We start from the raw sequence: 26,334 nt of genomic DNA, 5'->3' as shown, positions 1-26,334 counted from the left end.
GGTCACTTACCCAGGTTGAGGCTGGCGAGTTTTTGAAATGCCTCTTTCTCTACCAGACGCGTATCCAGCAGCATATCGGCAATTTCTTCAAAATCCTTTTGTTCGGTAAGCCTTCCTTTGTAAACCCCGGCCATTTTGATAGCACTTGCGCGCCACATATCACCAGCTTTTGTAAAGTCTTCTGAAATATTCGAAACGCGATCGTCCTGCAAATAAGCCGCTGCCTCTTCCAGAAATGCACCATAAAGAAAGCGGAATCCACCGCCGCCAGTACCGATTTCTTCTTGCATCCGGACGATCTGCCCAAGATACAGGCTGGCTTTTTTCAGCCCAAGCTTATCGCGCCACTTGCGGATGTGATTAGATGTGTGCCTGATCCCGTTTACACCGGCAAAATTTCCGGGAATGCGGATCATATCACGCACATTGCGCCTGATACCGCTCACGATGCCTTTGCGGATCATGTCGTCGGTGATCGGACGTATTTTTTCGGGGTAATAAATGTGCCCTTTCGGCGCCAGCGGGCCTTGTGCAAAACGCACGCGTGTCAATTCCGGGCGGGATAATGTGGTGACATCTTCCATCACCGGGTCGCTGATCTGGTATTGGTCGCCTTCCTTGCCGTACACGATAAGGTTATGGGCGTTAAAATGAAAGCGGTATTCTTTGGGAAAATAGGTCAAATGAAAAACACCGACCTGGCAGCCTACCGGGATGCCTTCTCTCACTTTCTGATCCAGAAAAGCCTCAGCCGCAGCAACATTCGAAAATTTCTTGCGTGTGACGTCCACCCCCAACGACTTGCAGGTCCGCTTGAAAATCGCGCCCGGCATCGTCCTGAAAGAAATCGCGGGACCATTATTGACGGTCAGAAATGGTATTTGTATATAAAAAAGACCGGAACCCATCCCGAAAGCGAGCGGCTCGGTCATAAAATCTAATCCATGGTACCGTAAAAGCGCAGTTGTCACGCCATTTTCGCAATGTGCGGTCTGTACGTGCCTGAACTCGTCGGTTTGACTTCCAATATCCACTTGCCTCAACCTTTAAAATTTTTTAATTCCTCCACTGTAACGTCGAAAGCAGTCGCGTATTTCGCCAGCTTCCGATCGCTTAAACCTGCGAAAATGGCTGGTTTTAAATGTCTTTTGATAAAAAACGGAAAAAATCCGGTGTACCCCGACAATACCGGCAAGTCCATCAAACGAAGTTCCATGAAATAATGTATCGGACTTTTTTCGCCGTTTTTAACTGCCTGCCGCGCCTCCTCGATCCGCGCATTTACATCTTCCCAGGCGCTGTCCAACGCCTGCGCCTTGACCTCCCACCCCTTACTCAGCGCCGTTTCATATTTACCGTCTTCGTTTTTGACGTAGCAAACTTCGCGGGTAAAGTTGTCCAGCGCGCCGGGATCCTGGGGAAGGTCTTCTTTTTTCATGTCAAACCACAGTTAGCATACAAAACATGTAGGAGAATCGTGAGCTTTCGGGCACGGCCAGCAGAATTTTTTCGCCTTTTTTCAGGGCACCGCTGTTAAAAACTTCTTCCAGCATCATGTAAATGGAAGCCGCACCTACATTACCTTTTGTGACAAGATTGGTATACCACTTATGCTTAGGTACGTCAATCCCGTTTTCCTTAAAAAAAGTCTCGATTTTGCTTTCGAAAAAATAGCTGGACAAATGCGGCAGAAAATACGTCACGTCATCCATGCTCATCCCCTTCTTATTCATGATTTCCAGGAACTTGGCAAAACCTAATTTAACGATTTTTTCGCCTAACAACTTCACATCCTGCTTGATACTAAAAACCGAATGATCATTGATCTCCTCGGCAGGGTAATCTTTATAGCTCTTCAGCGAACCGTCGGCCGTTTTGTCCGCCCCCATATACATGCAGGCTTCCTCCTCATTCGCATACGAACAACCTTCAATCCAGTCTATTTTCAGTGAAATGCCTTCGCTGTTTGGGTTGGGCTCAACTAAAAATGCACCCGCGCCGTCGGACAACATCCATCTTAAAAAGTCCTTTTCAAACGACAGATAGGGATTTTGTTCCAACTTTAAAAGCTGCTGCACTTCCTCCTCAAACTGGCTGGCGCGCAATACGGTAGACAATCTTTCCGAAGCGCAAGCCACCGCTTTTTCCTTTTCGCCCAGCTTCACTAGCATATAAGCGTACTTGAATGCGTGCATTCCCGCGCAGCAAACGCCCGAAGGTGATACCACCTCCACCGGACCAGATTCGGGCAGATAACCGTGCACCATAGAACCGTGCGACGGCATCAGCTGGTCGGGACTGGAAGTTGCGCAGCTGAGCAAATCCATTTCTTCGATTTCAGCCGGATTTTTTGCAAACAAACCCTTCACTGCCTCAGCCGCCATTTCTGCATTGGTGTGCGTCAGTGTGCCGTCTTTCCGAAGCGCATAGTACCTGGCTTTTATGCCATTATTCCTTAAAACTATTGCTTTTGACTTGGATGGCTTTCCGTTGATGAATCCTAAATATTCTTCCATTTCATCATTTGAAACGGACTCATTGGGTAAAAACTTGGCAATTCTGGTAATATATGCTTCTGACATTATTATTTGGTTTCAACACCACAAAAATATTCTTTTTTCTTCTTAATCGTATTTCTTGTAAACGGGGCGATCAGCAAATTGTAAACAAAGAGAATGATCGGCGCTATGATAAACAGGGCGATCAGCAGGTAATATTTGAAAAAGCCAACCAGCTTTTTTCGCTTTTCCGTGGTACTGCCTTTCTTTTTGATTAATCCTGCCCAGATCCGGAAAAGCTTTTTTGCCCTTTGTTCGATAAATAAAATATCCGTTGGAATTTCGATCAGGCCGGTTGCCAGGATCTCCTTTTGAAGATCCGCGTATTGCTGTTTTTCAAAGGCTGATTTGACAATCCCGCCAAACATTGATGCGCTATGAATGTCTTCCTGGCTCACACCTGGCAGTGGAAAGACATTCCATTTGCGGTCTTTGCGACCGGTAAGCATCCAGTGCAGGATCGTTACCGCACTCACCAAATTGGAGGTCCGGTCCATCAGCGGAATGTTCCCCACCAGTTTTCCGCCCGCTTCGCGGATCAATTTTTTAACGCTTTCCTGGGAATTAAGCCACATATTACGCCCGCCGATGATGGTTACGATGGGCGTGTTTCTTGCAATATTTTTAAATGTCGGATCTTTGAGCAGCGAAGTTACCGGGGGCGACGGCGATAAGAACCAGGGCTGATAACCAATCACGATGAGATCGTACCGGGTTTCCGAAAATGGCAGAGGTTTGAGCGGAATCGGCTCTTCGAGCACCGTCTCAGGCATTTTATCAAAAAATTCGTCGCTAGTCCAGGGGAAGATGTAGGGTTTTTCAGGAATGATTTGCAACCGGTCTACAATGTCACGGTCAAACGGCAACAAAAACTGGTCGATGATTTCATTCAGTTGTCCGCTTTGTGAGTAATTGACGACGAGTATTTTTTTCATTTAAGATCAATCCATTAAATCGATTATTTCAAATCGGCTTCTTTCAGAACTTTTGAGTCTTTGGCGTAGTCTGCAATGTAATTTTTCAAGCCCGGGTTCATCTTTCCGTAACCCGCCACCACCGCCTCCTTATCTTCGTCCAGCTGCTTGTTGTAGTTCAAAATCCCCGGCGCATGCTCCTGAATAGTCAATCTCAAAAAACGGTACTCAACATTGGCAGGATTGGCCGTAATCTCGTCTTCCAGCAGCCTCACCCCTTTTTTGAATGTCTTCAACTTCCCTCCCACGCCATTTACAAAGCCGGCCTTTTTCATCGTCAGCACACCTTTGTAAGCATTGGTTTTAGATGATACCTTTTCTCCTTCCAGTTCCGCCAGCGCCTTTTCAATCGTCTGCTCATCACTGCTGGACAATGCCTTGTACACGCCCTTATCCGTCTGTGCCCAACTGAAAGTGCAAGCGGTTATCAAACTCAAAATTCCGATCAATGCTATCCGCTTCATACCAACCATTATTTACGAATTATACGTGGAAAAGGATTACAACGATGCTCTTTTCCTGCATTCAAGAATGGTATGGTAACTATCGCCAATGAGCGGGTAAGTTTCAACCACCTCTAAACCAGCTTTACTGGCCAGCTTTTTCATTACTTCAAGCCGGTACATTTTACTGTTACCGTTGGCCATGATCGTAAAGTAAAGCGACGTGGCCACGAGGCTGTAATGTGCTGCAGGATAATTCTGGTTATCAAAAAATGGTTCCAGGATGAAGATCGTCGTGCCTTCTGAGGCCGCATGACACGCATTTTCGAGAATTTGCACAATCTGTTCTTCTGAAAAACAATCCAGGAACTGGCTCATCCAGATCACGTCCGCGCCCTGGGGTATCTGTTGGGCAGGATCCAGCAAGTCTATTGCGTGAAAACCGATCCTGTCTGTAAGCCCCCGCGCCTTCGCATTTGCCTTCGCAACCCTGAGCTGAACCGGCAAGTCGAGGATTTTGATCCGCACATCGGCATTATAATCACAGCAGGCAAAAGACCATTTCCCGGTGTTCCCGCCAATGTCAAACAACATTTTCGGCTTTTTCTTGAACACGATTTTCAATGCTTCCGGAAATGCATTGTCGGAATAATAATGATCGAATTCGAACCAGGAAGTTTTGGCAGGTTCGGGGAGTATGGATAATCCTTCGTAGATCGTCGGCCAGTCGCCCAGTACTTTCAAACCTTCCGGCTTTCCTTTGACGAAACTTTGCGTCATGTTTTTGGCACCGAGATAGCACACATCATTCATGAAATTCATGTTGACGCGGGTCATTTCGTCTTTTAAAAGAAAAAAACCGGTCTTGCTGATCTTGACAATCCCATCCTCCACATCCACCACTCCAATAATCTCAGCAGCCTCGAGAAGTAAAGTGATCGCATACTCGGAAACCGGCAGGCTCTCTACAATCTTTTCAGTGGTAACACCTTTGCGGTGCTCGCTGATAAACTGCAGTATCCCCAGATCCCTCATCGCAATCACCGATTGGAAATACATCGGCCCAAATGCTATTTTTTGTGCTTCATACTTGGCCTCGACGGCTGTTAAGTCTTTTTTCATCAGATACTATTGTGGTTCTCAATTCTGAACGGCGGGTATGGTGTTGTCTTTGTATTTTCTTTTCAATTTCTTGGTTTTCAGATCTTCCTCGTGCCACATAATGTACCTTCCCATGGTCCCGCGGAAGCGCTGGAAAAAATTTTCGCGGTCCGATAGCCTCTGAAAATCCTTGACCATCGCACTTTGCTGATCTACCTTCGGCTCATACAGGTTCATCACTTTCAGCGAGTCGATTACCGTCGGCAGCAATCCGATCGGCAGATCAAATTTCTTGATAAACCTCCGCATGTAGCTTGTCTGGATCGGGTCGGTTGAGAGCGCAATTTTTACAAAGCCCGAATCTTTTGCAAGCCGGTAAGAATAATATACGTTTTCCGTGCTGTGCTGCGCGCGCTCTTCTGTAAAGATATGCTCGCGGGGAACGCCCAGGGCAGCGGCGTAATTGGCCATCACCCGGCTTTCAATGTAGGGCGTGGCGACTGCTGCACCTGAAAAAATAATGTTTTTGGTATACCCTTTAGAATATAGGTAACTCGCCCAGTGTATCCGCATTTGGAGCACCATATCCCATTTTTGACCATTATAAGGAAATCCCGGCACGATCACAGCGTCGTAAGGCTGCTCTTTCAGACCTTTATTAAAGGCTTTTTCTGCGGAGCGATAAAGCATTTTACCGCATCCTGAAAATAGAAGGGATACACAAAGCGAGAAGATCAAAACGCTGATTCGCACGATAGTGGGTTATCAATTTAAACAGTAAGCTGTGAAACGTTCACCGAAACCGGCAAACAAATCACAGCCTACAAAAAAACGATATGGTATCGGTAATGTAATCTGATTTTAAAAATACGTATTTCTACGCACTTTTTATGCTTTATTGGCCTTGCTCCACTTTTTATAGAGCTTGTTGTCGATTTCCTGGTTGACCTTGTAAACACCGCCTGCCCAGTAATTACGGAAACCAAATCCGCCGGCCTTACCTTCCACTTTCTCGGTATAAAGCACTTTTTTTGTTTTCAGGTCGATGAATGTTACCCATGCATTCAACTTCTCCGTGGTTTTGTTCAAAGATTCTACCACGTAAACGATACCTACGCCATCTTTTTCGCTTAGCGAATATTTGGAAACCGATTTTTTCACCTGATCTTCCGTGATCGCATATTCGGAATCCGTAATGTTATCGGCCACATTTACTGACTTGTTATGCTTGATCATATCCTCCACTTTGGAAGCGTACATATCATCTTTCAGGTTGAAGGCCTTTTGGAGCGAAAATTTCTTCGGTTCCAGTTCGATCAGGTTATTCCAGCTCACCATGTGCTGATTCTGAATTGCTTGCGGATCGGTAAAACCTATCTTTCCGATGTACTTGGCTTGTGTAAAGTCCAAACCCAGGAACGTCAGCTTGGTTTTGCCGGCAAAAACGTCGGCCATCGTATTGTCTGCGAAGGCTGCTCCTGCGCTGAAGAGCACGAATGCAAGAATCAGTAATTTTTTCATAACGTGGAATTTATGAGGAACATTGATTATTTGAGCTTCTTATCCAGGAAGTTAGCCAGCGTTTTTCCCGCTTTCGCGTAAGATTCGGCCAGACGTGCACCCGTGTCGAAATCCATTCCCATCGCCATACTGCCTGGAATATTGCGCATACCAATCTCCGCCACTTTGTTCGATTTATTCGCCGATTCCACCACGTCAATCGTGTAGTCGATGTAAGCATTCTTCCGCATCACACCCACATTGAAACCCGGCTCCACAAATGTGGTGCGCACGATCATGGTATACTGCGCATCCGGTCTTGCCTGTACAACCTGAATACCTTTGTCTTCCATCCCTTTGTTGAAAAGCTCTTCAAACTTCGGCTCGAAACGTGCTTTGCGGTCTGCTACCCATGCCTTTTTCCAGTTGTCGCCGCGGCCTGCCTCCTTGGCATTGTACTCAGCGGATTTTTTGTCCAGGTACTCTTGCTCGGTCGCAAATTTACCCACGCCGAATTGCGAATAATCGTACTCAATATTGATGTTTTTCTGACCTGATAAAACGGCCACGTCACCGGATTTCACTTCAACTCTTTGCGCGGTTGAAACTTGGGCGGACATTACAAAAATGCCCAAAAGGGATGCGTAGATGAACTTTTTCATGCAAGTAATTTTAATTTAAATGGTAATAGAGGCTTCAAATATAGACCAATTTTTCAGGTTTGCGTTTCTCCTGTTTGTAGATCCGGAAGTTTAGTTCTTCAGCGGTCACGAAGTCAAAACCAGGCGTCACCCTAAGCCTCGATTTGAACAAAGAGTGCAGCATTTCCTTGAAAACCGTAGTCTGTAAATTCATCGGCAAAAGGATGGTGATTTCATCATTCCCAAACTCATTTTTTGAGACCACTACCTGATAAAGCTCAATCTCCTTCACCATATCCAGCACATCAAAAAGTGCCGGCGGGAAAATTGTCGTCCCCTTGAATTTGATCATTTGCTGCTTCCTGCCCACCACCGGTCCCAGTCGCGGACTGGTACGCCCGCACCCGCACGGACTGTAATATACATGACATAGATCGCCGGTTTTATATCGCAGCAAAGGCATTCCCTCCACACCCAATGTCGTCACCACCACCTCGCCCAACCCGCCCTCTTTCACGGCATTTCCCTCCTCGTCCACTACTTCCAGAATCAGCAGATCAGGGTTTAAATGTCCGCCTTTTCCCTCGCCGCACTCGGTAAATGCCGCACCCATTTCCGTAGAAGCATAAGTCGAATACAACTTCACATCCCACTGCGACGTGATCCTTTTTCCCAATTCATTATAAGTAAAATCAGGATTGCGGATTGGCTCGCCGATGCAAATGATGGATTGAATGCTGGAAGACCGGAAATCAATGTTGTTCGCGATTGCGTAGTCGATCAGTCTCGGAATAAATGAGGGGATTGCGATGATGACCGTGGGTGAAAAACGCTGGATCGATTCCCACTGCAAAAATGGCGCGCCCGGCCCGACCCGGATCATCCCCGCACCGATTTTCCTGGCACCCATCCAGTAAGCCAAACCCGCCATAAACCGACGGTCGATGGTCGTCATCAGCTGATAAATGTCGTTTTCGGAGCCTCCTGCACATTCGAAAGAGGCCGCTTCATTGGTAGCCAGCCTTTCAATATCAGAATCGGTCAGATAAAATGCGACCGGATCGCTCAATGTGCCGGATGTGGTTACAAAATCGGCAATCCGACTTTTGGAAACACACAGAAAATCATCATTTGCTGCCGCCAGATCGTCTTTCGAAGTAAATGGCAACTTCGCCAGATCTTCCACTTTTCGGATCGGTTCAATGTCGATGCCCTGCTCGCGAAAAACCCGCTGGTAATAAGGTGAATGATCACTGACGTACGACAACAAATATTTCAACTTTTGCTCCGGCGTTTCGTGGGCGTCTGTGCTCATTCGTCTCTTTATTAATGTTTTACAAATTTAACTCTCCTGCAATCCTTTATCTTTTCCTCAATCGACTCCTGCTCATTCAAAGATGAAACGTCATGTTTCAGGCTTTCCTGAAAGTAAGATATTGCCTTTTTGAAGTTCTCTTTTTTCTTAAAATAGTCACCCAAGAGTAGATAAGTGAGAAAACTTTGCGGATTATTGGCAATAAATGCCTTCTCCGCCTGCGGCGTCAATTCAAACGGAATGTCGATCAGCACATATCGCGTGATGTCCTGCCTCGTTTTTTTGAAAGCCTCAAACTTTTTGTACTCCTGTGAATCGAGAAAAGGATCTTTGCTGATTTGCAGCGAATCCACCGACTGAAACTTACCATTTGTGGAAAAAACCTTATTCAGATCGTAACAAATGAACTCTCCGAGCTGGTAAGGCGGCGTCGAAATCCAGAATTCCTTTTTTGCCGGTTTAAATAAAATCCCGTGATGCGCAATCAGTTGGTTGAGTGATTTCGGATTTCCGTAGCCAATGAATTTATCATTCAAACCATTTTTATCCCGCAAAATGCCCGCCGCCTCCTTCACATCCATCGGATACGACCGCCCCATAAGCTGCGTCATCCGGTCAAAACGCGATTTCGAATCGGTATCCTTAATGTTATCAATGTTGACCGAATCTTTGATAAAAGCCTCGCCCTGGTAATGATTGGCGCAAACCAGAAAATCCTTCCCGGAATCATACACGTCCATTTTTTGCGGCGATTTCTCAATGATCACCGCCTTATCATCTGCTGCTGAGCCAATTAGCAAAGACTCCGAGACAAATGTTTCACTCTTCGCCGCAATTTTGTGCGCCTCTTCAATTGTCCCTGCATACTGCAAAATTTGTCTTGCCAAAATAGAGATCGGCTCTTTCGCAGTAAAGGGAACATCTGATTTTGAGGCGTTTAATGTTACCGTGATCCCTTTTTCATTCATCCCGGACACCACGCCAGTCAGCCCTGCCCAGGCATAGGATGCAAACTTGTAGCCTTTATCCGGTTTCATGAAAACGATCAGCTTGTCTTCCGCAAAATCATCGCCCATATAAAAATCAAAATTGCGGGCAATCAGCAATGTTGAATCTTTTGAAAGTGAGTGGTTTACGGCAAAAGAAGTGCAGGCGACAATGTTCAAATCTGTGAGCGCGTGACCAATGTCATGGGCGGCGTGGTAATTGAGTATCCGGTAATATTTGGGTCCGATATAATCAAACTGATCTGAGAATGAGCGGGATACTCCATAAATCTCTTCCTGGTTTTCTTTCGGAATATATTTATAAATGTCCCGGTTAAACCAGCCGACAAAACCTTTTAAAACTTGCAAAAAAAGCGAGCTCGGGATCATTTCCTTGATCTGACTGATGAAATGCACCTCCTGCTTCTCCATCAACTCTCGGGATAAAATGCCGTAAATCAGCCCGCGCTCGTACGGGGAGCCTTCGAGATACATCTCCCAGATACCGTATTTATTCTTTTTTAACCAGCAATTCCCGACAGCAAAATGGTTTTCGCCCAATTTGACGCGCTTGTAACTTTCGATAGTTTTGGTACTTTCAAGGTCAGGCTTGGGGATGCTGATGCGCCAGAGGAACAGTCCGAAAAGGATTCCGATGACCAGGAGGAAAATGCCAAATGTTTTGAGAACGTTTCTGAGTATTTTATTCTTGGGCCACATATCAGGGAAAACAGGCAAAAAATTTGGCCCGCCGGATTCAAAATTAACAATAAATGGGGATCAGTTATATAAAAAAGCCGTCCGATCATACAATGCTTGGACTTTGGAAAATGACAGAATCCTGGCCGGAATTGATGGAAATGCTTGATTTGTCAGCAAATGACGAGCAGATTTTGAATAATAAAAAAAAGGATATCCGGAAGCAGGAGTGGCTTGCGTGCAGGGTTTTGCTGAAAAATATGCTGCAAAAAGATGTAGAAATCGGGTATCATGATGATGGCAAACCCTTTGTTAAAGATCTTGACCTTTTTCTTTCCATGTCACATTCCGGTGATTTTGTGAGTGTTTATATGGATAAAAAAAAATCAGTAGGAATTGATATCCAGCAACTTAAACCTGACATTTCGAAAGGCGCTGACTTTTTCCTGAATGAAGCCGAGCAAATCTGGGCTGATCTGGAAAACAATGTGCAGCTGCATACGATTTGGTCTGCGAAAGAAGCAGTTTTCAAATACGCCGGTAACATTGACCTGGATTTTAAAAAACATATTATTACAAATCCGTTTTCCGGCAACCAAAACGGGCAAATTGAAGTTAAGCTTTTGAATGAAAACGAGACTGAGACTGTGCAGGTCCAGTATGAAAATTTTGAAAATTACGTCCTGACCTGGACCATTTGAACCACCACAAACCTAGCCCGACATGCCGAGATTTTTTACGTTGCTTTTGCTCCTTGCCACATTCAAATTATCCGCACAAGTCCCCTCGCTTTCTTCCAGCGAAATTTTTCAAAACATTAAAAAATTGAATGTCGTCGGCTCCGTGCTCTACATTGCCGCGCACCCGGATGATGAAAATACATTAATGTTGTCTTATCTGTCAAAAGATCAGATGGTTAGGACAGGATACCTTTCTCTGACGCGTGGCGATGGCGGGCAAAATCTCATCGGTGCCGAGCAGGGATACAACATTGGTGTGATCCGCACGCAGGAATTATTGGCCGCGAGGAGAATTGATGGCGCGCAGCAGTTTTTTTCAAGAGCGTATGATTTTGGTTTTTCTAAAACCCGTGAAGAAACATTGAATTTTTGGGACAAAGACAAAGTGCAGGGCGACGTCGTGTGGATGATCCGCAAATTTCAACCCGACGTGATCATTACCCGCTTCCCACCCGATCCGCGCGCCGGCCACGGTCATCACCAGACTTCCGCTTACCTCGCAGAAGAAGGTTTCAAGTTGGCGGCAGACCCCAACTCCTACCCCGATCAACTGAAATTCGTAAAACCCTGGCAGGCCAAAAGACTGGTTTGGAATAGCTATACACCGAATTTCACCAACAACAAACCGTCGGAAGAAAAGCTGCCCTACATATCTATTGAAATCGGCGGGTACAACAACATTCTTGGTAAATCCTACACTGAAATCGCCGCCGAAAGCCGCAGCCAGCACAGAAGCCAGGGTTTCGGAAGTTCACCGCAGCGTGGTTCGAGAACAGATTACTTTTTGCATAAAGAGGGCACACAGGCTGAAAAGGGACTTTTCGACGGCGTGGACATTTCGTGGAAACGTGTAAAAGGAAGTGAAAAGGTGCAGGCCCTGGTGACGCAGACGATCAAGAGCTTTGTTGTGAGCAAACCGTCCGCTTCGATCCCTGACTTACTGAAAATTAATGCAGAACTCAACCGGCTTGATTCTTCCAACATTTATGTAAAAGCCAAAAAAGAGGAAGTAAAAGATTTGATCATTCAATGTGCCGGGCTTTGGTTTGAGACCAATCCGAATGATTTTTCAGCCGCCGCCGGGGATAAGGCGCCTGTCAGGATTTCAGTTGTGAAAAGGTCTGACTATCCTGTAAAACTGGTTTCGCTGAAATTTACAGGCAAAGACAACGACAGTCTTACCAACATTAACCTTGAAACAAATAATTTGTACAATGTTCCGGTCATCGCAAATCTGCCGGCAACATTAAAGATCAGTCAACCTTACTGGCTGGAAAAACCTTTGGAAAAAGGCATTTTTCAGATTGATAATCAGCAGGATATCGGTTATCCTGAAAATCGCCCTGAAACCAAAACAACATTTACTTTTGAAATTGGCGGACAAACATTGGCTATCACCAGGTCCTGGATATATAAATTCGCTGATCCGGCAGAGGGAGAAATTTACCGCCCTTTCGAAATCCGGCCAGCCGTCACCGCCAACATTGCTGAGCCGGTTTACATTTTCCCTTCTGCTGATGCGAAGACAGTCAGCATCATTGTCCAGGCGCAACATGAAAAAGTGAAGGGCTCAATCAAACTTCAACTTCCGGCTGGATGGAAGTCGGTACCAGAATCGGCAGAATTTAATCTAAACAATAAATATCAGCAGCAATATGTCGCTTTCGTCGTAACCCCGCCCGCTGGTAATCAGGAAATTTCAGTAAAAGCCATCGCGACGGTAGATGGAAAAAGGTACGACAAATCCATCCGGACAATCGCGTACCGCCACATTCCAAGCCAAACCATTTTCCCGGTAGCCGAAGCCAAACTGGCAAAAATCGACGTTAAAACCACCGCAAAAAACATCGGCTACATTGCCGGCGCCGGCGATGATGGGCCGACGGCATTGCGGCAAATGGATTGCCAGGTGACGATGTTGGGCGAGGCTGGTTTGTCAAAAGATTTAAGTATTTATGACGTGATTGTTGTGGGCGTAAGAGCTTACAATACAGAAGATTACCTTCCAAATTATCAGGAAAAACTGATGGAGTACGTCAAAAATGGTGGCACGATGGTCGTCCAGTATACAATCCCCGGACAAAAAGTGAAGCAAATCGGGCCTTACAACATAGAACTTGGTAGAGAAAGGGTAACCGAAGAAGATGCCGAAATGCGGCTGCTGATTCCGGATAGCCCGATTTTAAACTTCCCGAATAAAATTACCGAAAAAGATTTCCAGGGTTGGATCCAGGAAAGAGGCTTATACTACGCCCAAAACTGGGATAAGGAAAACTACAAGGCGATTTTCTCGGCGAATGATAAAGGTGAGACGCCCAAAGATGGCGGCATGCTGTATGCACAATATGGCAAAGGACATTACATTTACACCGGCTTGTCGTTTTTCCGCGAGCTGCCTGCGGGTGTGACCGGCGCCTACCGGCTTTTTGCCAACATGATTTCTGTCGGCAAAAAGTAGGAAGCTATTTTACGTTTTTCCGGCGGTTGCGCTGGAAATCTTCGAGAACAAATCCGCCCAAACCTTGCAGGTTGCTGTAATAAGCGCGGCCGTTATTTACCTGCGTGAAATTCTGCACGAATTGTTTCAGATAAGGGTCCGTCGCGATCATGAATGTCGTGACCGGAATGTCCAATCTGCGGCATTGCGCGGCGAGCGTCAATGTTTTGTTAATGATCTTTCGGTCAAGACCAAAACTGTTTTTATAATAGCGGATACCTTCTTTCAAACAAGTCGGTTTTCCGTCGGTAATCATGAAAATCTGCTTGTTACGGGTCTTTTTACGGCGCAGAATGTCCATCGCCAGCTCTAAGCCAGCAACTGTATTGGTATGGTATGGCCCAACTTCCAGGTAAGGCAAATCTTTGATCTGGATCTGCCAGGCGTCATTTCCAAAGACGATAATGTCGAGCGAATCTTTGGGGTATTTGCTTCTGATCAGCTCTGCAAGGGCTAATGCTACTTTCTTGGCAGGCGTAATGCGGTCCTCGCCGTACAGGATCATTGAGTGGCTTATATCGATCATGACGACCGTCGCAGTAGTCGTTTTTTGCTCGCGCTCTACCACTTCCAGGTCATTTTCCATCAGCATAAAATCTCCGATACCGTGGTTCACCTGCGCATTTTTGATCGATTCTGTCATCGCGATCTGGTCCAATGTGTCGCCAAATTGAAAATCGCGGATGTCACTGCTCAGCTCGTCGCCCACGCCCATGTGCGGCGTGTGGTGGTTTCCACCGGTCTTTGATCTTTTGAGTTTACCAAAAATCTCATCTAATGCACTTTTGCGAATGCTTTTTTCAGCTTTCGGCGTCATAATGAGCTTACCCTCACCTTCCTGCTTCTCCTCGGTGATATAGCCTTTCTTTTTCAGATCGTCAAAAAAATCCCCGATCCCGTACGAATCATTGGTCAGGTTATACTGTCGGTCAAGTTCGCTCAGCCACGACATTGCTTCGCTTACATCGCCGGAAGTCATCAGCAAAAGCTGCTGAAATATGTCGAAAAGCTGGTCAAATTTGCTGTTTGCGCCTTGTTCAGCTGGAATGAATTTCGAAAAACGATGTCCTTGCATGGTAAGCGGATTGAAATGTATCGTAAAAAAGTGCGGCTACTTTCAAGATAGTAGAAAGTAGCCGCAAATCAAAAACTGGCAGAATTATGCTTCCTCAGCACAAAATTCTTCAAATGCCATTTGCAAATGTTGCGCGATCATCTCAGCAGAACGACCTTCAATGTGGTGACGCTCAACGAAATGGATCAGCTCACCATCTTTGAAAAGCGCTACGGCTGGCGAAGATGGCGGATAAGGCAAAGTATACTCACGCATTTTAGCGGTAGCTTCCACGTCAGCGCCTGCAAACACAGTCGCCAGATGATCCGGCTTAATTTCGCTGCGTGACAACGCCGCTCTCACGCCCGGACGGGCCGCTCCTGCCGCACAACCGCACACTGAGTTGATAACAACCAGGGCAGTACCTTTTGTATTTTGCATGAAGTTATCAACTTCTTCCGCTGATGTAAGGTCTTGAAAACCAACATTCACCAATTCGGCTTTCATTGGAGCCACTAACTGTGGTGGATACATATTCTTATTGTTTAAAGTTATTATTTACATAAATCCTAATTCGAGCTTCGCCTCTTCCGACATCATTTCTGTTGAATAAGGCGGATCGAAAGTCAACTCCACACTCACGTCATTTACACCTTCCACTTCCCTGATTTTTTGCTCCACTTCACCCGGCAATGTCCCGGCAGACGGGCAGGAAGGAGAAGTTAATGTCATGGAAACGAACACATTATTCACCGGAAAAACTTTCAAATCGTAGATAAGCCCCAGTTCATAAACGTCCACCGGAATCTCCGGATCATAAACGGTTTTGATCGCCCGTACTACTTCTTCCTTCAAATCTGACTCTGACATTTCTTATTTAGTTTAAAATCTTAAACTTCCAGTTGGGAATAAACCGTCCCGAAACCCTTCATTTTTTGGATCATCGCCGCCAAACCGCCTGATCTCCGGGATGTTACCAAGGCTCCCATACCAACTCTTTCCATAATGTAAAGATCTGCATTGGCAATATCCTCAGGTTTCTGGCCTGATAAAATTTTGATCAGAATGCTAATCAAACCTTTGGCAATCTGCGCAGTAGGCTCACCATCACCTAAAAAATACAACCTTCCATCCCGAAACTCCGCAGCAAGCCAAACTTTGGACTGACAACCATGAATCAGATATTCATCGGTCTTGTATTTCTCATCAATCGGCGGCAACTTTTTACCGAGATCAATAATATATTGTGTCTTGTCCAACTGTTCATCAAACAATTCAAAATCCGAAATTAGTTCGTCCTGTATCTCGTTAATCGTCATTGTAATTTTAAATTATGCAGTCGCAGTTCTGGTTTCAACCCAAGTAATAATTGATTCGGCCAAATTGATACCCGCTGCTGAAACGCCTGCTGCCTGATTGCCATCATAACCCATCGCTAAATGCAAAGTATCATAAGCCGCATTGAATGAAGCCAGGAGCTTTTTGTCGGTTTTTCCAAGATTTTCCAGGTACCAATCTACATTTTTGCGCCCTTTACCTTTCCGCTCAAATAATCCATCCAGCGCAACCAAAACTCCGGTATAGGCAGCATGCCCCGCCAGTTTTACATATTTTTTATCCTGATAAAACCCATCCTCTTTCTTTGCTTTCTCTCTTAAAATCTCCTTCGCGTTATTCAGGTACCGCTTTGCTTCTCGTACTGTGTTGGGCATATGTGTATATAGTTTTAGTTTAAAATCCGAGGGTTAATTTAAGCAAAATTATCCAAGCATCTTTTGCACTTTATGCAAACCGACGATCAGCTTGTCGATTTCTTCGGTTGTGTTATAAACGGCAAATGAGGCGCGGGAGGTTCCGGTGATATTAAACCGGTTCATCAAAGGTTGCGTGCAGTGGTGGCCTGTTCTTACTGCGATTCCCTGCTGGTCAAGCAAAACACCAATATCCTGGTGGTGAATACCGTCGATTACGAAAGAAAGCACGCTTACTTTTTCCTTCGCGCGACCGATGATTTTAAGTCCCGGAATTTCACTGACAGCTTCCGTCGCATATTTCAGCAGCTCATTTTCATAAGCCGCGATGTTTGGTTTACCCAGCGTATCCACATAGTCCAGCGCAAATTTAGCAGCGACTACATCCGCAATGTTAGGCGTGCCTGCCTCAAATTTATAAGGCAGCTCATTATAAGTGGTTTTCTCAAATGTAACTTCTTTAATCATCTCACCACCACCACGATACGGTGGCATTGCGTTCAGCAAATCTCTTTTGCCATACAAAATGCCCATTCCGGTAGGGCCGTAAATTTTGTGCAGCGAAAGTGAATAAAAATCGCAATCCAGATCCTGTACATCAATGGTCAAGTGAGAACTGGCCTGTGCACCATCGAGTAAAACCTTGGCGCCTACTGCGTGCGCTTTGGCGATGATTTCTTTCACCGGATTAATGGTACCCAGCGAGTTCGAAACGTGCACTACAGAAACAAACTTCGTGCGCTCCGTCAGCAGCTTTTCGTACTCATCCATCAGGATTTCACCCTCATCATTGATCGGGATCACTTTCAGGACACAGCCTTTTTCCTCACACAACATTTGCCAGGGCACAATGTTGGAGTGGTGCTCCATGGTAGAGATAATGATCTCATCACCCGCTTTCAAAAACGTCCGTCCGTAACTGGACGCTACCAGATTGATCCCGTCAGTTGTTCCATAGGTGAAAATAATCTCCTCCGCATGAGCCGCATTCAGAAACGCCTGCAACCTGTGGCGCGATTGTTCGAAAGCCGAAGTTGCCTTTTCCGCCAGGAAATGAATCCCCCGGTGAATATTGGCATTGTAATGCTCATAATATCCCGAAAGCGCATCCAGAACCAATCGAGGTTTCTGAGTCGTGGCAGCATTGTCGAAATAAACGAGCGGCTTTCCATTTACCAGCTCATTTAAAATCGGGAAATCATTTCTGATGGCTTGTATATCAAGAGAGTGGCTCATCGCAAATCAAAGTTTAGAAAAAAACCCAACCCAAAGAATTGTAGGTTGGGCCACACCGGTTGGGTGCAATAAATAGGTCCAGGCAAGCCTGATATTTCTTATGACGCCAGTTTCGCTGCGATCACTTCTTCCAGGTAAGTCCGGATAGAATCAATTTTAATCTGCGAAACCACGTCCGCGCAAAAAGCATACATTAAAAGCGCCATCGCCTCAGGCCGGGAAATCCCGCGGGAACGCATATAGAAAAGTGCTTCCTCATCGATCTGGCCGGTAGTCGTACCATGCGAACATTTCACATCATCCGCAAAAATTTCCAGCTGCGGCTTCGTGTTCATCGTCGCATCTGGCGATAGAACAATGTTTTTGCAGGACTGAAATGCATTGGTTTTCTGCGCATCGGGACGTACGAAAATCTTTCCGTTGAAAACACCTTTCGACTTATCCCGCAAAATGCCTTTGTACAACTCGTTGCTTTCAGAATTCGGCTTGCGGTGATCGGCTACGGTATGGTTATCAACATGTTGCGTTCCGTCTGGAAAGTACAATCCATACATGTGCGCGTCGCAGCGCTCGCCGTCGAGTACAATGTTCAGGTTATTGCGGGTGAAACGTCCGTTCAAAGTGACGGTGCCTGCATAGAAGTGCGAGCGGTCCAGCATCCTTACGTGCGTAGTGCCGATGTGATACGCATTTTCGCTCTCATTCTGCACTTTATAATATTCTACACCAGCTTCTTCGCCGACATATATTTCAGTCACGGAATTGGTAAAAGAACGCTCGCTTCCCAAAGTCCTGAATGCCTCGGCCAGCTTCACATGCGCATTCCGGCCCACATGAATAATGTTACGTGGCTGGCTTCCCACATTCTGGCTGCGTGCGTCACTAACAAAACGCAGGATTACCGGATGCGTAACAGTCCGGTTATCAGGTACATTAATAAAAATCCCGTCTTGGGTAAATGCTGTGTTCAATGACGTAAATGCATCCTGATCTTCCTTTGTCAACTCATTGAAATAAGAGTTTACCAAAGCAGGATCTTTTTTGTACGCTTCCGAAAGTGAACTGATCGTAATTTCAGATTCAGGAGAAATGAGCCGGGACAACTCCGAAGAATAGTGTCCGTTGATAAAATATATGATATTCGCCTCCTGCTCAGGGATTTTCAGATCTTCCAAGTCGGAAAGCGCAATCGAACTTGCTGCATTGAACTGGTAGGAAGCGCTGATCAGATCTTTGACATTGCTGTACTTCCACTCTTCATTTTTCAAGCTGGGAAATCCCAAACGCTCAAACTGCGCCAGCGCCGCACGCTTTTTCTGATGAAATTCGGACGAAGCTTCACCATTCATCACCGCCTCGCGGGCGTGGAAGTCAGAGATCAGCTTGGTTTTTAAATCTATTGTTTCGGTAATCATTGATAAGTCTTTGATACTAGCTTACTGCTTCAACTTCTGCTTTGATCCAATCGTAACCTTTTTCTTCCAGCTCAAACGCCAGTTCTTTCGGGCCCGATTTCACAATCCTGCCTTTGTAAAGCACGTGCACAAAATCAGGGACGATGTAATCCAGCAAACGCTGATAGTGGGTCACAACGATGGTCGCGCGTTCCGGAGAACGAAGTGAGTTAACACCTTCTGCAACAATACGTAAAGCATCTATATCCAGACCAGAATCGGTCTCGTCTAGGATGGCCAGCTTGGGTTCAAGCACCGCCATCTGAAACACTTCATTTCTTTTTTTCTCACCACCCGAAAAGCCCTCATTCAAAGCTCTTTTCAGTAGTGAATCATTCATACTCACCAACTTGGCTTTTTCACGCACCATTTTCAAGAACTGTGCGGCGTCCAGCGGATTTTCACCCCTGTACTTACGGATTTCGTTGACAGCTGTTTTCAAAAAGTTGATGGTTGTCACGCCGGGGATCTCTACCGGGTATTGGAACGCGAGAAAAATTCCCTCTGCAGCTCTTTCCTCAGGTGCTAACTCCAACAATTGCTTACCATCAAACACTACGCTTCCTCCGGTAACTTCATATTCCTCCCTACCTGCCAAAACAGACGCCAAGGTACTTTTTCCGGAACCATTTGGCCCCATAATCGCATGCACTTCACCCGGCTTTACTTCCAGGTTGATGCCTTTTAATATTTCCTTACCTTCAACTGAGGCACGTAAGTCATTAATAGAGAGCATAATTGAATTTATACTTAGAATGTAGTTCCTGGTAATTTACCGCAAAAGTAACACGGATTGCCCGTAAAAGAAAATCGTCGAAACCCTTGAAATACGTAAGCTACCTCTATTCTACAACCCTTTTAAACTTCCACTCGTTCCCGCAGAAGCGATATTTATGAATCAAATACCCACAGTGCCAGGGAGTTGAATCTGTCCATATTTTTATTTGAAAAAGAAAGATTTACTTTGCACACATCGCATTCCAACACTTCATTCATGACCACTGAAATACAGTCCGCTTTGCCAATTAATGTCAGCACTGAAACAGGTACCTTAAAAAGACTGCTCATCCACAGCCCTGATCGTGGACTTGGAAAGGTGGTGCCGAGCAAGGCGCAGGACTGGCTTTTCGAGGACATTGTGCACCTGGACACCATGCGGCGGGGTGAATACGACTTTTATGTAAAACTGCTGCTCTATTTTCTGGATCCCGAAAAAATCAAGGGCCGGCTCGCCGAAATAGACAGTGACCCGACGCGCTCCTTTTTCATTCCCGGCTCCGAAAATTACTTCGCTTCGGACTATGTGGTAGACATCCAGCGACTTCTGGAAGAAATCCTGGAAAACCAGCAAACCCGTGTAAAGCTCACGGCGGCAATATGTGGTATTGAAAGATGTTCGTACCAGGTCCAGGAAGAACTGAACACCTGCGCCCCGCATGAGCTGGCCAAAATCTTCATTTCCGGCTCATTTTCGGATAAAAGAATGCTTTTTGCGCCGCTGCCAAACCTAATTTTCACCCGAGATATCGGCATCGTCATTAATGATCATATATTATTAAACAAACCTGCGAAAACAGCCCGCACTCGAGAATCCATCCTGGCGCAGTTTGTTTTTTTCTATCATCCGATTTTCGGGCATATCCGCAAAAACCTGATCGAAATTCCCGAGAATGAGCGGCATTTTCTTTTACCGGATGATGAAAAAGCGAGTGATTTTCACCGCTGTACATTGGAAGGTGGCGATGTGATGATGGTCGCGCCGAATCATTTATTGATCGGTTGCAGTGAAAGAACTTCCCTTTACGCGGCGCAGCAGGTGATGAAAATTCTTTTTGATAAGAACATTGTCCAGAAAATTTCCATCATCAAAATCCCGAAAAAGCGGGATTACATGCACATTGACACAATTTTCACCCAGGTTAAAAAGAATGTGTGGGTGCTGCTCGCGTCACTCGCCAGGCTTGGTGACGAGGCCAGGAAAAAAGACGTACTGCATTTTTTCGCGCCGGCCGATCATCGTGAAGCATTCCGGATTTTACAATTTACCAAAGGAAATGAGCTGCCACGCGAGATTGAAAACCTCGAAGACTTGCTTTCGGAGATCAGTCGCGACGATCTAGGCGTGACCGAACCCGTCAAATTCATCTATTCCGGCGGCAACGAATTTCCTTACGGCGAGCGCGAGCAGTGGACCGACTCCTGCAATTTGCTGGCATTGAAAGAAGGTGTTGTGATCGGTTATGACCGGAACGATAAAACGCTGGACGCTTTCAGGAAGCAAGGTTTTAACATTATCAGCGCCAAAGAATTACTTCAAAAATTTGAAGCAAATGAACTATCACCGGACACATTGACCGACACGTTTATCATGCTTCCCTCCGCCGAACTTTCCCGCGCGCGGGGCGGATCACATTGCATGAGCATGCCGCTTTTGCGGGAATTTTGATTAAATTTAGACTTACCAAAAAACGCCTATGCGAACCATCACTTCATCCGCCCAGATACAGCCGCAATCTACGGCCCGGATCATGATGATCAGGCCGGTCAGGTTTGGCTTCAATGCCGAAACTGCTGCGAGTAACGAATTTCAGCAGGAGCATTTTGTCCTTCAAAACGGCGAAAGCGCGCAACAAGCCGCACAGGAGGAGTTTGATTTGATGATCGAGCAGCTTGCGCGGATTGGGCTTGACGTCCAGGTTTTTAGCGATAATGACGAGCAGCACCGCCCCGATGCTATTTTTTCCAATAACTGGGTATCATTTCACCAGAGCGGAAAAGTCGTTTTATACCCAATGATGGCGGAAAACCGTCGTTTGGAGCGGCGGGACGACATTATTGCTGCATTAAGGAATTCCTATAAGGTCGAGGAAATCATTGACCTGACGCACTTTGAGTCCGAAGGAAAATACCTGGAAGGTACCGGAAGCATGGTGCTCGACCGGCGGTATAAAATCGCTTACGCCTGTCTTTCGCCGCGCACGCATCCCGAGGTATTGGATGCATTTGCTGATGCGATGGGATATGAAATCGTGGCATTTACCGCCTCGGATGAAAATGATAAGCCGATTTACCATACCAATGTGCTGATGTGCATCGGTGACATTTTCGCGGTGGTCTGCCTCGAAGCGATCAAGAATCCCGACGAAAGATTGATGGTCAGATCGGCGCTGGAAGAAACCAACAAATACATTGTAGAAATAACACTGGAACAGGTGCGCCATTTTGCGGGCAATATGCTGATGGTGCGGAATACCCGCGGCGACAAATTTCTGGTAATGTCCACCCAGGCCTACGATAGCTTGACCCAAAAACAAAAACAAGTCCTCAGCGACTACGCCCGGCTCGTCCACACCGATCTTACTGTGATTGAGGGATATGGCGGCGGATCGGCACGGTGCATGATGACAGAAATCCACCTGCCGCGGAAATGACTACAAACAAAAAATGCTCCCAAGAGGAGCATTTTTTGTTATTTCCTAACCCTAAATATTCTTAATTCTACTTAATCTTTCAAATCTGCTTTCACCTTGTCAAGCTTCGCCTGAGTTTTGGCTTTGAAGTTATCCCATTTGTCGGCTGTTTCGTTTTCAGTCTCTTTCCAGGATTCTTTCAGATCTTCTTTTTCTTTATTTAACTCAGCTTTGCGCTCTTTCCATTTCGCTTTCTCCTTTTCAGCAGCCTTATCCATTTTGGCGTCTGCCTCTTCAATCTTAGCGTCAATTTTAGCTACGGCTTCGTCGATATTTTCTTTCAAATCCGCCTTGTCTTTTTTCACTTTTGCCTCAAAGTCATCGCCTGCCTCTTTGATATCTGCCTTTGCATCCGCTACATTCTCATCCATATCATCTTTGGCTTCTTCAACAGTTTCGTTTGCCGAATCCTTTGTTTTTTCTGAACAGCTTGTAAATGTTACGGTTCCCATCAGCATCAGGGAAGCTACCAACCAGGTGATCTTTTTCATAATTGAGATTAAATTTGGTGTTGATGTTTTGTGACAACTCGTCTGTGCTGCCAATAAAAAAATCCTACCAGACCACTATACGCCGCAAGATCCTGCGGTTGTAGAATTTTATTCTCAAAGCAGGCGGATTTGAACTTCGAAATACCGCAGTGGGTTTAATTCAAGTAGTGAAGGCGCCTATGGCCCTTTAATTATAGCTTACATTTTTTCGACCTATGACTAACCCCTATGTCCCGATTTTACGTTCCTAGCCTGTTCCTGACATTTTTTATTTCGAATACACTTGTAAATGCGCAGGTTGCTGAGGATACACTCAAAGCCCGCAGTTTGCAGGAAGTCACCATCAACGCATTCGAATCCAAAGCCAATCCGCTGACTACCACGGCCACCGTCGCACTGCTCACGCCGCGTACATTCGAAAGATTTTCGAGCTATACCTGGGCCAATGCTGTCAACACAGTTCCGGGTGTGAAAATGGAAGAGCGCTCGCCGGGCAGCTACCGGTTTTCAGTCCGCGGAAGTCTGATCCGCTCGCCGTTCGGCGTTAGAAATGTGAAGTTTTACTGGAATGGTATTCCGTTTACTGACGCCAGCGGCAATACACCGCTAAACTCCCTGGATTACAGCGCTGTACAGAGTATGGAGGTGATTAAAGGGCCGGGAAGCAGCATTTATGGAGCAGGTACCGGCGGGGTTGTTCTTTTGCAAAGTCATACCGATAATGCTTTATTAAACCGCGTCGAGCAAAGTGTAAGTGTTGGAAAATATGGTTTTCAAAGCCGCAATACGACGGTTCAAGTAGGCGATATTTCTTTGCAATATGGTCATAGCGAGCAGGATGGTTACCGCAACCACAGCGCGATGGCCCGCGACGCGCTCCGTTTTACTTCTTCTTCCAAAATTGGCGAAGGTACATTGTCGCTCCTGGGCATGTACTCCGACCTTTACTACCAGACACCCGGCGGAATTAACCTGGCACAGTACCAGACAAATCCGAAACTGGCTAGGCAGCCCACGCCAACATTACCCGGCAGTGAAGCCCAGCAAGCAGCGATCTATACCAAAATGGCGCTTCTTGGCGGAAATTACGTTCTGCCGCTTTCAGATTCCTGGACACAATCCACAGCATTATACCTTACTTATACCGACTTCGCGAATCCTTTTATTTCCAATTATGAAAAAAGAGATGAAAATGGCATCGGTGGCAGAAATATCTGGCAAAACAGGTCGCAGTTTGGCGATGTGAAAACCAACTGGACGAGCGGCTTTGAATGGCAATATGGAAAATCGGCGCAGCGGAATTACGATAACATTGGCGGCGCGCCGGACAAGCAGCAGACGGTGGAAGATCTGAGAACCACTAATCTTTCAGTTTTTAGTCAGTTGGAAGCAACATTTTTCACTGACCTGACATTGAGCGCGGGCGTGAGCTACAATACATTTAAATATAAGTACGAAAGATTTTTCCCGCTGCCGTACAACAAGGACCAGAAGAACTTTGACGGCATTTTTGTGCCGCGGTTTGCTTTAAATAAGGTTTTTGCAAAAAACTGGGCAGTTACTGCATCTTACAGCGGCGGCTTCTCCCCTCCTACCTTGCAGGAAGTTCGCCCCTCGGCAGGCGGTTTCCGGAAAGACCTGGAAGCCGAGCGCGGCAAAAACGCAGAAATCGGCATTCGGCGTGTAGGGACGCGGATTTCGGGGGAAGTTAGCTTGTATCAATTTGGCTTAAGACAATCCATCGTGCGCCGTACGAATGAAGCGGGTGCGGAATATTTTATCAATGCCGGAAAAACCAAACAAAGAGGTCTGGAATGGACAGTCGCTTACGACATTATCAATTCATCAGACTCACCTTTAATGCTGAAATTATGGAATGCAGGCACCTGGACGCGGTATACTTTTGAAAACCTGAAACAAGCGGATGTTGATTTGTCAGGAAAACTGATCCCCGGCGTGCCAAGATTCAGCCAAACTACCGGCCTCGATATGTTGTTCAAATACGGCTTCTCACTCTTTGCAACCTATCAGTCGGGCGACTCATTTTATCTGAATGATGCCAATACCATTAAAAATTCGGCTTATAACCAGTACATCGGCCGTGCGAGCTGGAAGAAAAGCTGGGGCGGACATTTTTACAGCGAGTTGTCGGTCTCCGCGGAAAAAGTGAAAGCTGATATTTACAGTTTGGGCTATGACATTAATGCATTTGGAAACCGGTTCTACAATGCTGCGCCTAAAAACAACCTCTGGGCGGGCGTGAAAGTCGGCTGGGAGTGGCGGAAAAGTAACAGATAATGCATTTATACATCCATATTCCCTTTTGCAGGCAGGCTTGCCACTACTGCGATTTCCATTTCAGCACCAACCTTGCCAATAAAAAAGCGATTGTAAATGCGATTGCAGCGGAAATCGGACTGCGGAAATCCTACCTGCCAGAGGGGAATATTGAAACCATCTACTTCGGCGGAGGCACACCTTCCATGCTTGATAAAGAGGAATTTAACCAGCTGATCGGCACCATTTACCAGCATTTTAATGTTGCCGAAAACGCCGAAATAACCCTGGAAGCCAATCCCGACGACCTTAACCGGGAAAAGCTGCAACAACTTTTCGACGCAGGAATTAACCGTCTGAGCATTGGTATCCAATCATTTAATAACCAGCATTTACAGTTCCTAAACCGCATTCACTCCGCCGACGAAGCTGGAAACTGCGTTAGGATTGCGCAGGAAATTGGGATTGACAACATTTCTATCGACCTGATTTATGCGATTCCGGCCGACAACCATGACGTTCTGAAAAGTGATCTGGAAAAAGCCTTCGAACTGAATGTTTCGCACATTTCTGCCTACTGCCTCACCATTGAGCCGCAAACTGCCTTCGGCAGTTGGTTGAAAAAGAAAAAGATCAAGCCGATCGATGAAGAATTCGCAGCCCAGCAATTTGAGATTCTGGTCAAAGCCCTGGCAGAAAATGGCTACGAGCAATATGAGATTTCCAATTTCGCCCGCGACCAGCATTATAGCCGGCATAACAGCTCCTATTGGAAACAAAAGCCATATCTAGGAATCGGACCAAGTGCACATTCCTACAATGGTGTCAGCCGGGAATACAATATTTCCAATAATGCGAAATACCTGGAAGCGATTTTGAAAAACGAAATCCCGGCAACATTCGAAACATTATCCCCAGCCGATCAGACGAATGAATATTTGCTGACTGGCCTCAGAACAAAATGGGGCGTGAACAAACAAAAATTGGAGACATTGTCGCAAGGCACATTCTACAGAACCCACCAAAACGACCTGGAAAAAATGTCGGGACTGAACTGGATTTGGGAAGACAGCGACTCACTTTTCCTGACCAGCGCAGGCAAACTTTTCGCCGACCGCATCGCCAGTGACCTTTTTATTGACTGACA

26 protein-coding genes are annotated in these 26,334 nt (G+C 46.0%); 6 read left to right on the top strand and 20 right to left on the bottom strand.

The features are described from left to right. Positions 1-2: 2 nt before the first annotated feature. The 11 genes from darH to FEN17_RS01385 form a co-directional block, all read right to left on the bottom strand. The gene (darH, locus tag FEN17_RS01435) at positions 3-1,034 is read right to left on the bottom strand and encodes a BtrH-related acyltransferase DarH (RefSeq protein WP_138363539.1); all 1,032 of its coding nucleotides are present in this window, start codon (positions 1,032-1,034) and stop codon (positions 3-5) included. A gap of 5 nt (positions 1,035-1,039) precedes the next feature. Continuing rightward, a complete protein-coding gene (gene DarG / locus FEN17_RS01430) occupies positions 1,040-1,438 on the bottom strand; it encodes a flexirubin biosynthesis protein DarG (protein WP_138363538.1) in 399 nt (132 codons plus the stop codon). A gap of 1 nt (position 1,439) precedes the next feature. Then, positions 1,440-2,582 (bottom strand): dialkylresorcinol biosynthesis protein DarB, encoded by a 1,143-nt coding sequence (gene darB, locus FEN17_RS01425; RefSeq protein WP_138363537.1) that lies wholly within the window; start codon positions 2,580-2,582, stop codon positions 1,440-1,442. Between the two features lie 2 nt (positions 2,583-2,584). Beyond that, a complete protein-coding gene (locus tag FEN17_RS01420) occupies positions 2,585-3,493 on the bottom strand; it encodes a hypothetical protein (RefSeq protein WP_138363536.1) in 909 nt (302 codons plus the stop codon). 23 nt (positions 3,494-3,516) lie between these two features. Then, on the bottom strand, positions 3,517-3,996 hold the full coding sequence (locus FEN17_RS01415; RefSeq protein ID WP_138363535.1) for a hypothetical protein: 480 nt from the start codon (positions 3,994-3,996) through the stop codon (positions 3,517-3,519). 36 nt (positions 3,997-4,032) lie between these two features. Next, complete coding sequence (locus FEN17_RS01410) at positions 4,033-5,097, bottom strand: methyltransferase (RefSeq protein WP_138363534.1); 1,065 nt, start codon at positions 5,095-5,097, stop codon at positions 4,033-4,035. Positions 5,098-5,115: 18 nt separating this feature from the next. Beyond that, positions 5,116-5,766: a YdcF family protein gene (locus tag FEN17_RS01405; protein ID WP_138363533.1), complete on the bottom strand. Its 651-nt coding sequence runs from the start codon at positions 5,764-5,766 to the stop codon at positions 5,116-5,118. 198 nt (positions 5,767-5,964) lie between these two features. Then, the gene (locus FEN17_RS01400) at positions 5,965-6,597 is read right to left on the bottom strand and encodes a hypothetical protein (RefSeq protein ID WP_138363532.1); all 633 of its coding nucleotides are present in this window, start codon (positions 6,595-6,597) and stop codon (positions 5,965-5,967) included. A gap of 26 nt (positions 6,598-6,623) precedes the next feature. Next, a complete protein-coding gene (locus FEN17_RS01395; RefSeq protein ID WP_138363531.1) occupies positions 6,624-7,238 on the bottom strand; it encodes a hypothetical protein in 615 nt (204 codons plus the stop codon). A 34-nt stretch (positions 7,239-7,272) separates the two neighbouring features. After that, positions 7,273-8,532 (bottom strand): flexirubin biosynthesis putative acyl-CoA ligase FlxY, encoded by a 1,260-nt coding sequence (flxY, locus tag FEN17_RS01390; RefSeq protein ID WP_138363530.1) that lies wholly within the window; start codon positions 8,530-8,532, stop codon positions 7,273-7,275. A gap of 11 nt (positions 8,533-8,543) precedes the next feature. Continuing rightward, the gene (locus FEN17_RS01385; protein ID WP_138363529.1) at positions 8,544-10,238 is read right to left on the bottom strand and encodes a C45 family autoproteolytic acyltransferase/hydrolase; all 1,695 of its coding nucleotides are present in this window, start codon (positions 10,236-10,238) and stop codon (positions 8,544-8,546) included. Positions 10,239-10,348: 110 nt separating this feature from the next. Between FEN17_RS01385 and FEN17_RS01380 the strand changes: the two genes are divergently transcribed. Together FEN17_RS01380 and FEN17_RS01375 are read left to right on the top strand one after the other, a co-directional pair. Continuing rightward, positions 10,349-10,918, top strand: a complete 570-nt coding sequence (locus FEN17_RS01380; protein ID WP_229208639.1) for a 4'-phosphopantetheinyl transferase family protein — start codon at positions 10,349-10,351, stop codon at positions 10,916-10,918. Between the two features lie 22 nt (positions 10,919-10,940). Further along, positions 10,941-13,415, top strand: coding sequence for a PIG-L family deacetylase (locus FEN17_RS01375; protein WP_138363527.1), 2,475 nt, complete (start codon positions 10,941-10,943; stop codon positions 13,413-13,415). 4 nt (positions 13,416-13,419) lie between these two features. Here the strand turns inward: FEN17_RS01375 and FEN17_RS01370 are convergent, their stop codons facing one another. From FEN17_RS01370 to sufC, 8 genes are all read right to left on the bottom strand, one after another. Next, positions 13,420-14,529: a vWA domain-containing protein gene (locus tag FEN17_RS01370; RefSeq protein ID WP_138363526.1), complete on the bottom strand. Its 1,110-nt coding sequence runs from the start codon at positions 14,527-14,529 to the stop codon at positions 13,420-13,422. A gap of 84 nt (positions 14,530-14,613) precedes the next feature. Continuing rightward, entirely contained in the window at positions 14,614-15,042 is a 429-nt protein-coding gene (locus FEN17_RS01365; RefSeq protein WP_138363525.1) for a BrxA/BrxB family bacilliredoxin, read from the bottom strand. A 24-nt stretch (positions 15,043-15,066) separates the two neighbouring features. Then, positions 15,067-15,378 (bottom strand): SUF system Fe-S cluster assembly protein, encoded by a 312-nt coding sequence (locus tag FEN17_RS01360; protein ID WP_138363524.1) that lies wholly within the window; start codon positions 15,376-15,378, stop codon positions 15,067-15,069. Positions 15,379-15,398: 20 nt separating this feature from the next. Then, positions 15,399-15,827: a SufE family protein gene (locus FEN17_RS01355; RefSeq protein WP_138363523.1), complete on the bottom strand. Its 429-nt coding sequence runs from the start codon at positions 15,825-15,827 to the stop codon at positions 15,399-15,401. 12 nt (positions 15,828-15,839) lie between these two features. Then, on the bottom strand, positions 15,840-16,220 hold the full coding sequence (locus tag FEN17_RS01350; RefSeq protein ID WP_138363522.1) for a DUF5618 family protein: 381 nt from the start codon (positions 16,218-16,220) through the stop codon (positions 15,840-15,842). Between the two features lie 48 nt (positions 16,221-16,268). After that, the gene (locus tag FEN17_RS01345; RefSeq protein ID WP_138363521.1) at positions 16,269-17,495 is read right to left on the bottom strand and encodes a cysteine desulfurase; all 1,227 of its coding nucleotides are present in this window, start codon (positions 17,493-17,495) and stop codon (positions 16,269-16,271) included. A 98-nt stretch (positions 17,496-17,593) separates the two neighbouring features. After that, the gene (gene sufD / locus FEN17_RS01340; RefSeq protein ID WP_138363520.1) at positions 17,594-18,910 is read right to left on the bottom strand and encodes a Fe-S cluster assembly protein SufD; all 1,317 of its coding nucleotides are present in this window, start codon (positions 18,908-18,910) and stop codon (positions 17,594-17,596) included. A gap of 16 nt (positions 18,911-18,926) precedes the next feature. Further along, a complete protein-coding gene (sufC, locus tag FEN17_RS01335) occupies positions 18,927-19,685 on the bottom strand; it encodes a Fe-S cluster assembly ATPase SufC (protein ID WP_138363519.1) in 759 nt (252 codons plus the stop codon). A 258-nt stretch (positions 19,686-19,943) separates the two neighbouring features. Here sufC and FEN17_RS01330 point away from each other — a divergent pair, with 258 nt between their 5' ends. Together FEN17_RS01330 and ctlX are read left to right on the top strand one after the other, a co-directional pair. After that, the gene (locus FEN17_RS01330; RefSeq protein WP_138363518.1) at positions 19,944-21,395 is read left to right on the top strand and encodes an arginine deiminase family protein; all 1,452 of its coding nucleotides are present in this window, start codon (positions 19,944-19,946) and stop codon (positions 21,393-21,395) included. A 28-nt stretch (positions 21,396-21,423) separates the two neighbouring features. Continuing rightward, positions 21,424-22,380 (top strand): citrulline utilization hydrolase CtlX, encoded by a 957-nt coding sequence (ctlX, locus tag FEN17_RS01325; protein ID WP_138363517.1) that lies wholly within the window; start codon positions 21,424-21,426, stop codon positions 22,378-22,380. Between the two features lie 71 nt (positions 22,381-22,451). Here ctlX and FEN17_RS01320 read toward each other — a convergent pair whose 3' ends face one another. Beyond that, a complete protein-coding gene (locus tag FEN17_RS01320) occupies positions 22,452-22,964 on the bottom strand; it encodes a hypothetical protein (protein ID WP_229208638.1) in 513 nt (170 codons plus the stop codon). A 174-nt stretch (positions 22,965-23,138) separates the two neighbouring features. On the opposite strand from FEN17_RS01320, the gene FEN17_RS01315 reads away from it, so the two are divergent. Then, positions 23,139-25,208, top strand: a complete 2,070-nt coding sequence (locus FEN17_RS01315; protein ID WP_138363516.1) for a TonB-dependent receptor — start codon at positions 23,139-23,141, stop codon at positions 25,206-25,208. Continuing rightward, positions 25,208-26,332: a radical SAM family heme chaperone HemW gene (gene hemW / locus FEN17_RS01310; protein WP_138363515.1), complete on the top strand. Its 1,125-nt coding sequence runs from the start codon at positions 25,208-25,210 to the stop codon at positions 26,330-26,332. The genes FEN17_RS01315 and hemW overlap by 1 nt, the downstream gene beginning before the upstream one ends. Positions 26,333-26,334: the final 2 nt, after the last annotated feature.

Source organism: Dyadobacter luticola (assembly GCF_005860805.1).
In the GTDB taxonomy this organism is placed as follows: Bacteria; Bacteroidota; Bacteroidia; order Cytophagales; family Spirosomataceae; genus Dyadobacter; species Dyadobacter luticola.
Note: the sequence above shows the minus strand (reverse complement) of the source record. Positions and strands in the feature narration are given on the sequence as shown.